Source organism: Phyllobacterium zundukense (genome assembly GCF_002764115.1).
Lineage (GTDB): Bacteria > Pseudomonadota > Alphaproteobacteria > Rhizobiales > Rhizobiaceae > Phyllobacterium > Phyllobacterium zundukense.
Map to the genome: position 1 here is coordinate 1,566,634 of NZ_CP017940.1, position 13,579 is coordinate 1,580,212.

10 protein-coding genes and 1 pseudogene are annotated in these 13,579 nt (G+C 57.1%); 3 read left to right on the forward strand and 8 right to left on the reverse strand.

Features of this window, described 5'->3' with window-relative positions; genetic code table 11:
• Positions 1-140: 140 nt before the first annotated feature.
• Positions 141-920, reverse strand: coding sequence for a LysR substrate-binding domain-containing protein (locus BLM14_RS07820; protein ID WP_237143528.1), 780 nt, complete (start codon positions 918-920; stop codon positions 141-143).
• A pseudogene (locus BLM14_RS31735) lies at positions 869-1,009 on the reverse strand (LysR family transcriptional regulator); the annotation flags it as partial. The gene BLM14_RS07820 and the pseudogene BLM14_RS31735, both read right to left, overlap by 52 nt.
• A 189-nt stretch (positions 1,010-1,198) precedes the next feature.
• Between BLM14_RS31735 and ampC the strand changes: the two are divergent.
• Positions 1,199-2,380 carry a class C beta-lactamase gene (gene ampC / locus BLM14_RS07825; protein ID WP_099998859.1) on the forward strand — a complete coding sequence of 394 codons (1,182 nt, stop codon included), beginning with the start codon at positions 1,199-1,201 and terminating at the stop codon, positions 2,378-2,380.
• An 866-nt stretch (positions 2,381-3,246) separates the two neighbouring features.
• Here ampC and BLM14_RS07835 read toward each other — a convergent pair.
• Together BLM14_RS07835 and BLM14_RS07840 are read right to left on the reverse strand one after the other, a co-directional pair.
• Positions 3,247-6,417, reverse strand: a complete 3,171-nt coding sequence (locus tag BLM14_RS07835; RefSeq protein WP_099998861.1) for an efflux RND transporter permease subunit — start codon at positions 6,415-6,417, stop codon at positions 3,247-3,249.
• Entirely contained in the window at positions 6,414-7,580 is a 1,167-nt protein-coding gene (locus BLM14_RS07840) for an efflux RND transporter periplasmic adaptor subunit (RefSeq protein ID WP_099998862.1), read from the reverse strand. Before BLM14_RS07840 ends, BLM14_RS07835 begins: the two co-directional genes overlap by 4 nt.
• Positions 7,581-8,172: 592 nt before the next feature.
• Here BLM14_RS07840 and tig point away from each other — a divergent pair.
• Positions 8,173-9,597 (forward strand): trigger factor, encoded by a 1,425-nt coding sequence (tig, locus tag BLM14_RS07845; protein WP_099998863.1) that lies wholly within the window; start codon positions 8,173-8,175, stop codon positions 9,595-9,597.
• A gap of 162 nt (positions 9,598-9,759) precedes the next feature.
• Positions 9,760-10,170 (forward strand): GNAT family N-acetyltransferase, encoded by a 411-nt coding sequence (locus tag BLM14_RS07850; protein WP_100001092.1) that lies wholly within the window; start codon positions 9,760-9,762, stop codon positions 10,168-10,170.
• A 2-nt stretch (positions 10,171-10,172) separates the two neighbouring features.
• Here BLM14_RS07850 and BLM14_RS07855 read toward each other — a convergent pair whose 3' ends face one another.
• From BLM14_RS07855 to map, 4 genes are all read right to left on the reverse strand, one after another.
• Positions 10,173-10,892 carry a 3-keto-5-aminohexanoate cleavage protein gene (locus BLM14_RS07855; RefSeq protein WP_099998864.1) on the reverse strand — a complete coding sequence of 240 codons (720 nt, stop codon included), beginning with the start codon at positions 10,890-10,892 and terminating at the stop codon, positions 10,173-10,175.
• 119 nt (positions 10,893-11,011) lie between these two features.
• Positions 11,012-11,845, reverse strand: a complete 834-nt coding sequence (locus BLM14_RS07860) for an AraC family transcriptional regulator (RefSeq protein WP_099998865.1) — start codon at positions 11,843-11,845, stop codon at positions 11,012-11,014.
• 72 nt (positions 11,846-11,917) lie between these two features.
• A complete protein-coding gene (radC, locus tag BLM14_RS07865; RefSeq protein ID WP_099998866.1) occupies positions 11,918-12,721 on the reverse strand; it encodes a RadC family protein in 804 nt (267 codons plus the stop codon).
• A gap of 13 nt (positions 12,722-12,734) precedes the next feature.
• Entirely contained in the window at positions 12,735-13,565 is an 831-nt protein-coding gene (map, locus tag BLM14_RS07870; RefSeq protein WP_099998867.1) for a type I methionyl aminopeptidase, read from the reverse strand.
• Positions 13,566-13,579 lie beyond the last annotated feature (14 nt).

Consider the following 13,579-nt stretch of genomic DNA (forward strand, 5'->3'; position numbering starts at 1 on the left):
CAGACTCACCAATTCAGATGCGACAATCTCGCATGGAAAATCCGCATACCGAAACAGCAATTCGACAGGGCCGCCGCATTTCCTCCATTCTCCGCCGAATCGGGATTTGCGAAGCGGGGCCGACCAAGACAGTATTCCAATCACGCCGTTGTCCTGATCCAGCTTGAAAACGCCAGCATTGCCGGCGTCTGCGAGCGGGACTGAAGACGGGTGAGCCAATAGCTACCCAAAGAAATGGTCGTCGGGAAGGGTTGCTCGATTGCTCCCGAAGCGAGATGCCTTGAAAACATCGAGGGCGGTGCCAGCGCCACACCGATCCCCTGCAGGGCGGCCTCCACCATCGCAAGGGAGGAATCGAAAACGATCGCCTTGTTGGCTTGGGGTGGCGCGTGAATACCGGCAGCCGCGAACCAGCTGGTCCATTCGTCCGAGCGATAGCTTCTCAAGAGCGCGCAATTGGCAAGATCGGCGGGCTCGCGCAGTGCCTCGGCCATTCGTGGAATGCAGAGCGGCGACAATGGTGCATCAAAGAGGCGGATCGTATCCGTGGCATGCCAGGCTCCGCTGCCGAAGCGGATGGCAAAATCGAGACCCTCCGCAGCGAGATCAACCCGATTGTTGTTCGTCGATAATCGCAGTCGATATAAGGAAATTGCTGTTGGAAATCTGCCAGCCGCGGGAGCAACCAACCGATGGCAAAGGTGCCCACGGCGCCGACGAAGAGCAATTCTCGAACGTGGCCGCCCTCGACCCGGCCGAGCGTATCGGCAAGCTTGTCGAACGAGAGCGACACAGTGGGAAGAAGCGCTTCGCCTTCTGCTGTCAGCTTCAGTCCTCTCGGAAGGCGATGAAAAAGCTTGGCTCCGAGCCGCGCTTCGAGGCTCTTCACCTGCTGGCTCACTGCTGCCTGCGTGACACACAGCTCAATTGCGGCGCGCGTAAAACTCAAACGTCTCGCGGAGGCCTCGAACGCTCGAAGCCCGTTCAAAGGAAGAAACGGTCGCACCATTCACGAACCCCAAGTTTTTCTTATAGCAGCGTCGAGATATCATTGTTTGTGAGTGGATTACAGCTCCATTAAATCCAAGTCGCTCGCTTATCTTTTGCACGAAGATCGGTGCGAGGCTGGCCAATGACAAGACAGCACGACTCAGGAGCGAGGACACCAGACCCGATTTTTTTGAAGGATATAAAGCAGATGAGCCTGAAATTCTTGGCCCCGATCATCGCGACAATATTTGTTTCTACCACGGCAATGACCTCTGTTCACGCTGCGGAAGATCAACGAGATGTGGTTGAGGGCTGGGTGAACGAGGCCATACGGCCTGTCATGAAACAGCGCGGCATTCCCGGCATGGCCGTCGGGGTCGTTGTTGACGGGAAATCCTATGTTTTCAATTATGGGAGAGCAACGAAAGAGGGCAGCAAGCCGGTAACGGACAAAACGCTGTTCGAGATCGGTTCGATCAGCAAGACTTTCACGGCAACGCTCGCCACTTACGCGGCAGCCAGCGGATATCTCGCACTGACTGATCCGGCGGGCAGGTACGTTGAAGCACTACGCGGCAGTCCGTTTGGCGATGTGGAGCTTCTGCACCTTGCGACACACACACCGGGAGGGTTTCCGCTGCAAGTGCCGGAGAACATCAAGAACGAACAGCAGTTGCTGAAATATTTCAAGGAATGGCAGCCCGCCTATCTGCCCGGTACGCACAGGACCTATGCCAATCCCAGCATCGGCATGCTTGGCTACATAACGGCCCACAGCATGAAGGAGGATTTTGCTACGCTGGTCGAGCAGAAACTGTTTCGACCGATGGGTATGGCCAACAGCTACATCAACGTCCCTCGCGACAGGATGGCGGATTATGCGCAGGGTTATACGAAGAACGGCAAGCCCGTACGTATGACAAGTGCAGTCCTGTCATCGGAAGCTTACGGTGTGCGAACGATGGCGGCTGACCTGATCCAGTTCCTGAAGGCAAATATGAACCTCGTTCCGCTGGACGAGAAGTTGAGGCGCGCAATAAGGAATACGCATGCAGGCTATTTCAGGGTAGGCGAAATGACCCAGGACCTCGTATGGGAACAATATGACTATCCGGCCGAACTTCCCGCGCTGCTCGAAGGCAATTCCCAGAGGACTTCAAGGCCAGCGCTTCCGGTCAAGCGGATAACTCCTCCTCTTCCCCCGCGCGAAGACGTCCTCATCAACAAGACCGGATCGACGAACGGGTTCGGCGCCTATGTCGCTTTCGTTCCGCAGAAGCGGATGGGTATCGTGATCCTGGCCAACAGGTTCTACCCCAACGAAGACCGGGTGAAGATCGCTGATCAGCTCTTCGCCCACTTCGATAACGACCCTACGGGCCATGACTAAGCTCCTCTGAGACAAGATCCCGTGTCGGGAGCGATAGAAGGCCGTATCACGCGCTCGATGCGGCCGCTCTTTTACCTGGCGGGCTTTCCGGCGTTTTCAAGATGCGCGGCGCACTGACAATATTGCGCTGTACGGATATGGCGTGGCGATGCAGAGGCGATCGTTCTGATTTCCTCCGAGGACCCTCGGTCGTGGCCGGAAGTGTCAACCAGAAATCCGACATGCCCCTGCCAAGTCGACGTCCCGCGCTTGAACACGATATATCGCCGGTTCTCCATTTGGGTCTCGGCACTTTCACACCAAATTGAAGCCAGGATCGCGCGGCCTTGCTATCCGTACCCTGCAGGCCGGCCCGTTCGACGCAGAAATTCACAAAGGAGGAGCACCATGCAACCTCGTCGGGTGCTGCGCCTCCAGTCGTCGTGGAATGATACAGGGTTATCCTGGGATTGTTGTGACTTTCGCCGGGAAATTCGGCAATATCCATCAGGAGTTCATCTCTCGCTATCTGGTAGGCTGACAGTTGAGCCGCAATGTTTTCCCGTATCAGCACCGAGTCGAGGAGTATCTCCCTGCGCAAATTATAGGGGACATCAACGGGTATTCCCGGCTCAATCTCGGTAACATCTGCAAGATGCGGATTGAGGGATATCAGTTCTTTCCTTGACAATTTAGTCGCCTTGGTGTCTCCCAAGTATCGACCACGCTGGTGTATATCGTGCCCGTCCGATAAGTCGCCATTTGACCCTCCACTAACGCCGTTGCACTTTCCGCAGACGTTGAAGTGTAGGATTCAAGCTGTAAGCAGCAATATGCCACTCTGGGCTAGCCTGTCAGGGCTAATACCAAAATCTGGCGCGGAGCTGCTAAAAGCCCCGCGCTGGTGTCTCGACGACCGCCTTTGGCTTGCGCCGGAGGGAGCGAAGCGCAACATAGAAGACCGGTGTCAGGAACAGACCGAAGAAGGTGACGCCGAGCATGCCGGAAAACACCGCCGTACCCAACGACTGGCGCATTTCTGCACCTGGACCCGTTGCAATCATCAACGGCACAACGCCGAAGATGAAGGCAAATGCTGTCATCAGGATCGGACGCAGACGCAGGTGGCTCGCTTCGATGGCGGCTTCCACCGGCGTAGCGCCGTCGTCCTCGTGCTGACGCGCGAATTCGACGATCAAGATGGCGTTCTTCGCGGCGAGGCCAATCAGGACGACAAGCCCGATTTGCGTCAGGATATTGTTGTCCATACCTCGCAGACTGACGCCTATGAGCGCGGCGAGCACGGCCAGCGGAACGATCAGGATGATCGCCAGCGGTAGCACCCAGCTTTCATATTGCGCCGAGAGTGCAAGGAAGACGAAGATTACCGACAAGCCAAAGATGAATATCGCCGTGTTGCCGGTGCTGCGTTCCTGGAACGCGAGTTCCGTCCAGTTGAAAGTCGTGCCGGGTGGTAGCGTTTTCGTCGCTAATGCTTCCATCTTGTCGAGCGCGTCGCCCGTGGATACGCCGGGAGCCGGGTTGCCCTGCAACGGTACGGAAACGTACATATTGTACCGTTGCACCAGCGAGGGGCCGGTCGTATCCCTGATATCGACCAGCGTGCCGAGCGGCACGAGCGCGCCGGTTGACGAGCGCACCTTCAGATCGAGAATGTTCGAACGTTCCATGCGATACGGCTGGTCAGCTTGCGCCCGAACCTGATAAACCCGCCCGAAAGCATTGAAATCGTTGACATAAGAGGTGCCAAGGTTGATCGATAATGTCTCGAAGATGTTCGGTATCGGGACATTGAGTGCCCGCGCCTTGTCGCGGTCAATTTCGAGGAAGTATTGCGGGCTCGATGCCGAGAATGTTGTGAAGACGCCTGTGAGACCGGGCGTCTGGTTTGCCTCTCCCATCATCTGATGGGCGAGGGCGAGAACCCGGCGCATATCGGAACTGTCACGGTCGAGCAGTTGCATCTTGAAGCCGCCAGAATTGCCGACGCCGCGGATGGAGGGCGGTGGCACGGCGATGATGAAGGCTTCCTGTATGCTCTGCAGGCTGCCAAACAGCTGGCCAATGATCGCGTTGGCGGTCTGGCCATGTTTGAGCCTCTCCTCGAATGGTTCAAACGGCGCAAAGACAACGCCGGAGTTTGAGGCATTTGTGAAAGTGGCGCCGTTGAAGCCAGCGAAGGCGACAGCATTACTGACGCCAGGGACCTTCCTGACGATCTCGGATGCACGTTTTATCACTGCATCTGTGCGTTCCAGTGATGCGCCGTCGGGCAATTGGACGACGACGATGGCATAACCCTGGTCCAGCGTGGGGATAAAGCCGCGCGGCACAGTTGTCGCCATATACCAGGTAGCCCCGAGGAGAGCCACGAAAACCAGAAGGCTGGCTATCAAGCCTGTCGCAGAACCAACAAGTCCCCGGACAACCCGCGAATATCCAGACGCCATCTTGTCGAACCCGGTATTGAAGCCGTTTGCAAGTGTTCGTCCAAAACGGGTCAAGGGGTTTCGCGGTTGCGTAGCGTGCTCATGTGGACGCAGAACGATTGCTGCCAGCGCCGGCGAAAGCGTCAATGAATTGAGCGCGGAGATCGCAGTTGCGACAGCAATTGTCACGGCAAATTGCAGATAGAATTGACCCGTAATGCCTGGAATGAATGCGGTGGGCACAAAAACGGCGATCAGCACCAGCGAGATGGCGATAACAGCCGTTCCAACCTCATCCATCGTCACGTGCGCGGCTTGTTTCGGGGTCATCCCGGCCGCCAAGTTTCGTTCGACGTTCTCGACCACAACGATCGCATCGTCGACGACGATACCAATGGCAAGCACCAGACCGAACAGCGTCAACATGTTCAGCGAGAAGCCGAAAGCCAGCAGGAATGCCAACGTACCGATAAGCGATACGGGGATCGCGACGATCGGAATGATTGCTGTCCGCCACGATTGCAGGAAGACAAGCACCACCAGGGCAACGAGGATTACGGCTTCGAGAATGGTCTTATAGACCTCGTTGATCGATTCCGAGATGAATTCCGTTGGGTTGTAGACGATGTCGTAGGTTAGTCCGGCTGGAAAATCCTTGGCGAGGTCCACCATCGTCGCTTTGATAATGTCGGCGGTCTCCAAGGCATTCGTGCCTGGGCGGTTGAAAATGCCGAGAGCGACCGCAGGACTGCCGTCAAGGTAACTGTTGGTCACGTAATCCTTCGCGCCAAGTTCGACGCGTGCGACATCCTGCAGCTGTACAAGCCGTCCGCTTTCTGTCGCCTTGACAATTACATAACGGAATTGCCTCGCATCACTGAATCGGCCTTGGGTTGTTACCGTATACTGGAAGGCATTCGTTCCGGAGGCAGGTGGTCCGCCGATGGAACCGCCGGATACCTGCACATTCTGCTCCTGCAGGGCCTGGACGACATCACTCGACGTCATGCCATAGGCCGCCAGCTTTTGGGGATCGAGCCAGATACGCAGGGAGAATTCACGCTCGCCAAAGATCGTGAGATCACCGACGCCATCGAGCCGCAACAGGACGTCGCGAATACGCGACCGGGCGTAGTTCGAAACGTAAAGCTGATCGTAGCGATTGTCCGGCGACAGAAGGTGAATCACCATCATCAGATCCGGTGAGCTCTTCGTCGTCGTTATGCCGAGCCTCCGCACCTCTTCAGGCAGGCGAGGCTCGGCGATCGAGACGCGGTTCTGCACAAGGACCTGCGCCTTGTCGAGGTCGGTACCGAGCTTGAACGTGATCGTCAGCGCCATCGATCCGTCGGCCGTCGAATAGGACGACATATACAGCATGTCCTCGACGCCGTTGATTTCCTGCTCGATGGGAGTCGCCACCACATTGGCAATGGTTTCTGCATCGGCACCTGGATAGGAGGTGCGCACTACAATCGTCGGTGGAGCAATTTCCGGATATTGCGCCACGGGAAGCTGCGTATAGGCGATACCGCCGACAATCAGCAGGACGATGGAAAGAACGGATGCGAAGATAGGCCGGTCGACGAAGAAATGCGCGAACCTCATTGGCCGGCTCCCGCCACAGACGGGCTTTCCGGGGGCAGTACGACAAGTTCCGGCTTGACCTTCGCACCGGGACGAATCCGCATCAATCCGTTGACAACAATCGTCTCATCGCCAGTCATGCCCTCGCGGATGACGCGGTAGCCGTAGAGAGTCGGCCCCAGTCTTACCGGCTTCGGTGTGACGGTACCGTCCTCGCTTACAACAAAGACGACCCGCTCGTTCTGGTCGGACCCGATCGCATCGTCAGGTATCAGTATGCCCTTGTACTTGTTCGAGGCGGCCACTTCGACGCGGCCGAAAAGCCCCGGTTGCAGGATGAGTTTGGGATTGTCGAAGCGGGCTCGCACGCGCATTGTACCGGTCGCCGCGTCAAGACGGTTTTCCGCAAAGTCGAGTTTGCCCTTGACTGGCGGTTCGCCGGAATCGGTCAGCTTGACCGTAACTTCAAGCCCTCCACCGCCTTCCTGCAGGATTTGACCGTTTTCACGGGCCGTGCGCGCATAGTTAAGCAGATTGCGCTCGTCCACATCGAAGTAAAAGTCGATCGGGTCCAGCTGGACGATGGTGGTCAGTATCGTATCGTTTGCATTGACCAGATTGCCGACAGAGATGAGCCGGCGGTCGATGCGGCCGTCCTGGGGCGCCGTAATTTCCGTGTACATCAGGTTGAGCTTGGCGCCGTCAACAGAAGCCTGGGCGCCGGTTACACTGGCCTGGCCGGCCAGGAAAGCGCGCCGCTGGTCGTCAAGGGTCGAGACGGATAACGTGCCGCTGCCGGTGAGCGATTCCGTCCGCTTGAACTGGGCTTCCGCATAGTTGAGCGTCGTCTTGGCAACCTCCAGCGCCGACTGCGCCTGTGCGAGTGCAGTCACATAGGGACGCTGGTCGATCGTGAAAAGCGGGTCACCTTTCTTGACCAGGGCGCCATCCTTGAAATGCACCGTATCGAGATAACCATCGATACGGGAACGGACGGCCACTTGATTGACAGCTTCAAACCGCCCAATGAACTCATCGGCATCGATAACGTCGCGCACGACCGGTTTCGCTACCGTCACGGGCGGCGGAGGCGGAGCAGCGGCCTCTTGGGCCAATGCTGCAGATGCCGAGAAAATGACGGCGGTGAAGCCAAGCCGAATGGCTGAGATGAACGTTCGTGACAAGGGTAGCCTCCATGACAGTCAGACTTCCGATGCGTCGCGCCGGCAAATGCCAGGGTAATCAACTGGTTGGAACAGCTGGAAGGCCCATTCAGCGGACGATCAAGTCAAGTAATGCAAGTCAGGTATTCAACGCTCAGTATATGCTGCTCGTGGAGTCTCGACACGATCGGCACTTTGCACATCGGCACAAGGTGCACCCAAATATCATCTGTCTCAAAACCCAACGCATCCAGACTTGCACAGTTCGATTTCCTTGTCACCACGCAATCGTGGGTAGCGGAGGGCTTGAGATTTGCAATTTCACCGCCCGCGATGGCTCTGCCATTGATTTTTACACGCAGTGGAAGTAAAGGGAGCGACCAGTCGGTAAGGGTGCAATTTCTTCCGCAACTTTGTGCCACATTCTGTGATACAATCTGTGCCGCAAATCGAGAGTTGAGTTAGAAATAAAGCAATAAAATCAACGTGGATGGCAGGAGCTTTGCTTGCTCCATCCGCACCAGAAGCCACGATGGCAGACAGTTTTTCTCCCGCAATTTGGCCAGCGAGCCGGCGACGGCGGGACAAATGTTAAAAAAGTGAAGGTTTGGACATGCAGGTTACTGAAACGCTCAATGAAGGGCTGAAGCGCGAGATCAAGGTCGTTGTTCCGGCCAAGGATCTGGAAGCAAAGCTTTCCGAACGCCTCCAGGGCGCCAGCGCAAAAGCGCGCATCAATGGCTTCCGCCCCGGCAAGGTGCCCATGGCCCATCTGCGCAAGATGTACGGCAAGTCGTTCATGGCTGAAGTCGTCAACGAGATCCTGAGCGATTCATCGCGGACCATCCTTGCTGACCGCAACGAAAAGTCCGCTACCCAGCCTGAAGTCGTCATGACCGAAGACGAGAAGGAAGCGGAAAAGGTTCTGAGCGGTCAGGCCGATTTCGAGTTCTCGCTGAACTATGAAGTTCTGCCAGCCATCGAAATCAAGGATGCGTCGAAGATCAGCGTTGTCCGCGAAGTCGTCGATGTGACCGACGAGGAAGTCGAAGAGCAGGTCAAGCGCGTAGCAAGCTCTGCCCAGACCTTCGAAACGAAGAAGGGCAAGGCCGAAAGCGGTGATCGCGTTACCATGGATTACCTCGGCAAGGTCGATGGCGTTGCTTTTGATGGCGGCACTGACAGCGACGCAACGCTCGTTCTCGGATCCGGCCAGTTCATTCCGGGCTTTGAAGACCAGTTGATCGGCGTCAAGGCCGGCGACGAAAAGCAGATCAACGTGACGTTCCCGGCCGAATACGGTGCGGCACACCTCGCAGGCAAGGACGCAACCTTCGACATTACCGTCAAGGAAGTTGCCAAGCCGGGCGAACTCGAGATCAATGATGAGACCGCCAAGAAGCTCGGTATCGAAAGCGCCGATCGTCTGCGTCAGGTCATCCGCGAGCAGATCGAGAGCCAGTACGGCACGTTCACCCGCCAGAAGGTCAAGCGCCAGATTCTCGATGCGCTGGACGGCGAGTACAAATTCGAATCGCCAGAACGTCTGATCAATGCCGAGTTCAACAACATCTGGGCACAGATCGGCAGCGACCTTCAGGAAGCCGGCAAGACCTTCGAAGACGAAGATACGACGGAAGAAGAAGCTCGCGAAGAGTACCGCAAGCTGGCGGAACGCCGTGTGCGCCTCGGGCTCGTGCTCTCGGAAATCGGCAACAAGGCCGGCATCGAAGTAACCGAAGAAGAACTTCAGCGCGCCGTCTACGACCAGGTTCGCCGCTATCCGGGTCAGGAACAGCAGATCTATGAATTCTTCCGCAAGACGCCGGAAGCAGTCAACAATCTGCGCGCTCCGATCTTCGAGGAAAAGGTTGTCGATCACCTTCTCTCGAACATCAATGTCACCGACAAGAAGGTGACCAAGGAAGAGCTGATGGCTGACGACGAGGCAGATGCCAAGTCGGATGAAGCCAAGAAGCCTGCCAAGAAGGCAGCGCCGAAGAAGGCCGCCAAGAAGAAGACCGACGACGAGGCATAAGCCTTCGCCGCTCGTTGGGAATAAGAAAAGGCCGCTTCAAGCGGCCTTTTTGTTAGCGTTGTGCATCAACCCAATCTGCAATGCACGGGAGTTTACCCCTTGATCAAGATCCGGCCGCACATTCCAGCAGATAACACTGCGCTCGCTCTCCTGTTTGAGGAAATGCAGAACCACTACCAAGTGTTCTGCCCTTCAGTGGAAACGATTGTGAGCGATCTTGCACGCCTACCTGCCGGGGTCGAAATACTGGTCGCTGAAGCGAGTACCATCGTCGGCTTTGCGGCGTTTTCGACGATCTATCCGGGTCCGGGCCTGAAGTCCGGCATTTTCTTGAAGGAGCTTTACGTTTGCGCGGCATTTCGGGGGAGCGGGGCGGGAAAACGACTGATGCGGGCGATTGCCGAGGTTGCCTTGCAGCGCGGGCATAAGCGCATTGACTGGACCGCCGATCGTGAAAATGCACGGCTGTTGAATTTCTACGCAACCCTCGGTGCGCTGGAGCAGCAGGAGAAGGTCTTCTATCGACTTTCTGGTGACGCGCTCGTTTCATTGGCGGCACCACAGAAATCCTGACCCTAATATGCCCGTGCAAGGAGAACGGCAGCGCGGACGATATCGGCATTATCAGTGGCCATCTTGCCGGTGGGCAGGAGATTGCTGTCCTCCAGCCCGATACGGCCGTCGTAACCGCGCGCCATGGCCTCCTTGAACATCGGCCACACACCCGCTTCATCGCCGTGCATCAAAATGGGGAGTTTGAATTTGGCCCGCTCCAGGACCTCTATGATCCCGGTCGCAGCAGCGAGCCCCTCTTCGATGTCCTGTTCGTTGATTTCGATCAAGACGCGAAGGCATTTCCTGGCATCGGGCAAAGTCACAAAGCGCTCTGCATCGCTGATGGACCAGATTCCTGCCTCGACCGCGATGCCCTTGCCAAAGACGAGCGAAATCACTTCAGCCGCGTCCTCCTCGATAAGATTGACGGAGACATAGTCGGGAAGCAGCTCGCAGTGTTCTATTGGCTTCTGGCGTGCCTTGCCGCCGGGTGGGATGCGCCAGTGCGTCGAAAGTCCAACCGGGATGCCGGGGACACTTTTGCGGATCGCAAGGAGTGCTGCCGCAACATCGCCGGGATCGAGGCTCTCTGCGCCATCCGAACTGCGGGGATGGATATGCAATTCGCTTGCCCCCGCCTTAACGGCGCGCGCAGCATCGCGGGCGAGTTCCGCCGCTGTAAAGGGCACTTCAGGATGGAAGTCGCGCGTTCGTCCGCCGTTCAAGCAGGCTTGCAGCATGGTTGGCACTCCAGTCACAGGCATGGGAGCTGATCATAGCGGATTTTGTGCTGACAGCGATATGTCAGGATTGACGTATCGAGAGACGGCAGCTCCGCGCTGCCGCCCCTTTTCGAAAATTAATTCTTGACCGGAATCCAGACTTCTAATCCACCATTGCCGGTTCGCGGATCGAATTCCGGACCATAGCGCTCGAAATTCGGCGCGTCGGCGACCTCATGTCCGGATTCGGGAAGATATTTGCCCCAGATCGTCATCATTGTGCTGCGGATCGTCGAAATATGGTCCCGGTGGGCGAAGACCAGATATTTCTGTGCCGGAATACGTACGCGGCTGAACTCCGCCGGCAGGTCGGAAAAGTCTGTAACCTCCACGCCCGCTATGTAATCGAAGTTGTTTTCGTCGTCGCTGTTGCAGCAGACGCCATAGCCGACATCACCGACCTGGCCCGATACATGGCCGAAATGCGGGGCAAAGCGCTGCCATTGTGACGGGATCGCCTTGCTGGTCTCGCAGTTGTAGCGAGCACCAATTCCGGCGATGAGCAGCGGCTTGCCCTCGACTATGCGGGGTGTTTCGAGATTTACGACAAATGACTCGTCCATTTTGAGTGCCTCCACCAATGGGATGTTTTCGAGATGGCCCTGTGCGCGGACCTGTTCGGGCGTGAAGCCGAACTGGTCGCGGAAGGCCCGGGTGAACGCTTCATGGGAGCTGTAACCGGCATCGAGGGCGACGCAGAGAATATCGGGGGCACCATTGCACAGGATCCTGGCTGCCTCGGTCAGCCTCCGGCCACGTAAGTAGCCACTGACGGAGCAGCCTGTGAAAACAGCAAATGCACGCGACATGTAGAAGCGCGACAGGCCAGCCGAAGCCGCAATATCGTCCAGCGTGATGTCTTCGGCAAAATGCCCTTCGATAAACCAGATCGCCTTCTCAACCGGATTCATACAAACCTCCATTCAAAGCAAATACTCAGATAAAGGCTTCCGGTCCGGCGCATTTGATCGTGGTTGCTGTGACTAAAAAAGTTTGAGCCCTTTGAGATTTGCATGGCCATTCTTGCCGATGATGATGTGATCATGCACGACAATGCCCATTTGTGCACCGATACTGGCGATGGTCTTGGTCATATCGATATCGGCCTTGGAGGGGGTCGGATCGCCCGAGGGATGATTGTGCGTAAGGATGATCGCGCTCGCCGAGAGCTGCAGCGCCCGTGCGATGACTTCGCGCGGATAGACAGGCGTGTGATCGATCGTGCCGACCTGCTGCACTTCGTCGGCGATCAGCGCGTTTTTCTTGTCGAGAAACAGGATACGAAACTGCTCGCGTGTCTCATGTGCCATGGCTGCAATGCAATAATCCATGACTTTGCTCCAAGAGCTTAACACCGTCTTTTCGCGAATATCGCTGCGAATGATGCGATGGGTGAAGGCGGATACCAGTTTGAGATCGAATGCGACCGCCGGACCACAGCCTCTGACCTCGCGCAGGAGATGCTCGGGCGCGCCGAGAACTTCTGCTAACGAGCCAAAGCGGGCGAGAAGTGCCTTGGCCAGCGGTTTTGTGTCGCCCTGACGGATCGACCGATAGAGCAGCATTTCCAGCATTTCATAGTCGGCGAATCCCGCATGCCCGACGTTCTGAAAGCGCTCTTTCATGCGCTCGCGATGGCCGAGATAGTGCGGCGGCTCTTCCTCTGGCGTGGTCTTCCGCTCCGCGTTGCGCTCGGTGTCTTCTGGCTCAACGGCAGGTTGTTTTGGGGAGAGTTTCGCGGAAGGCTCGTTGAGGAAGAAAGTCTGTTCTGGCTTTTCTTCGCTCATCTGCCTCGCATTCCTACTCGAGTTTCAGGCCCGGCGCAAACAGGCCGGCGGGCGATAATGTAAAGATCTCGCAACCATTATTGGTGACGCCTACCGTGTGCTCATATTGTGCGGTCAGCGAGCGGTCGCGGGTAACGGCCGTCCAGCCATCAGCAAGAACCTTCACGTGCGGCCGGCCGAGATTGATCATCGGCTCGATGGTGAAGATCATGCCTTCACGCAGTTCGACGCCTTCGTTCGGCGTGCCATAGTGCAGAATATTCGGCGCGTCGTGAAAGAGCTGGCCGACACCATGGCCACAGAAATCGCGCACCACCGAGCAGCGCTCCGCTTCCGCATAGGTCTGGATCGCGGCACCAATGGCGCCTGTCCGGGCGCCGGGGCGCACGGCAGCGATACCGCGCATCAGGCTCTCATGGGTGACTTCCATCAGCCGTTCGGCAGCGCGCTTGATTTCGCCGACCGGGTACATGCGGCTTGAATCGCCATGCCAGCCATCGAGGATATAGGTCACGTCGACATTCACGATATCGCCCTCACGCAAAGGCTTGTCATCGGGAATGCCGTGGCAGACCACGTGGTTGATCGAGGTACAGCTCGATTTGGTGTAGCCGCGATAATTCAGGGTTGCGGGCAGGGCGCCGTGATCGGCACCGAATTCGAAAACAAATCGGTCGATGGTGTTGGTCGTCACGCCCGGCGCGACGATCGACGCGAGCTCATCGAGACAGCGCGCTGTCAGCTGGCATGCCTTGCGCATGGCCTCGAACCCTTCCGGGCCGTGAAGCCTGATCTGCCCGGTGTTTTTAAGAGGCGCGCTCTGCGCGTCGAGATAGGTGACCATTGTGCTGTCCGGTT

Bases quoted from the DNA above. Each gene is read 5' to 3' on its own strand.
- ampC (WP_099998859.1), top strand. From the start codon at position 1,199: ATGAGCCTGAAATTCTTGGCCCCGATCATCGCGACAATATTTGTTTCT.
- BLM14_RS07855 (WP_099998864.1), bottom strand. From the start codon at position 10,892: ATGCTGCAAGCCTGCTTGAACGGCGGACGAACGCGCGACTTCCATCCT.
- radC (WP_099998866.1), bottom strand. From the start codon at position 12,721: ATGAGCGAAGAAAAGCCAGAACAGACTTTCTTCCTCAACGAGCCTTCC.
- map (WP_099998867.1), bottom strand. From the start codon at position 13,565: ATGGTCACCTATCTCGACGCGCAGAGCGCGCCTCTTAAAAACACCGGG.
- BLM14_RS07860 (WP_099998865.1), bottom strand. From the start codon at position 11,845: ATGAATCCGGTTGAGAAGGCGATCTGGTTTATCGAAGGGCATTTTGCC.
- tig (WP_099998863.1), top strand. From the start codon at position 8,173: ATGCAGGTTACTGAAACGCTCAATGAAGGGCTGAAGCGCGAGATCAAG.
- BLM14_RS07835 (WP_099998861.1), bottom strand. From the start codon at position 6,417: ATGAGGTTCGCGCATTTCTTCGTCGACCGGCCTATCTTCGCATCCGTT.
- BLM14_RS07850 (WP_100001092.1), top strand. From the start codon at position 9,760: ATGCAGAACCACTACCAAGTGTTCTGCCCTTCAGTGGAAACGATTGTG.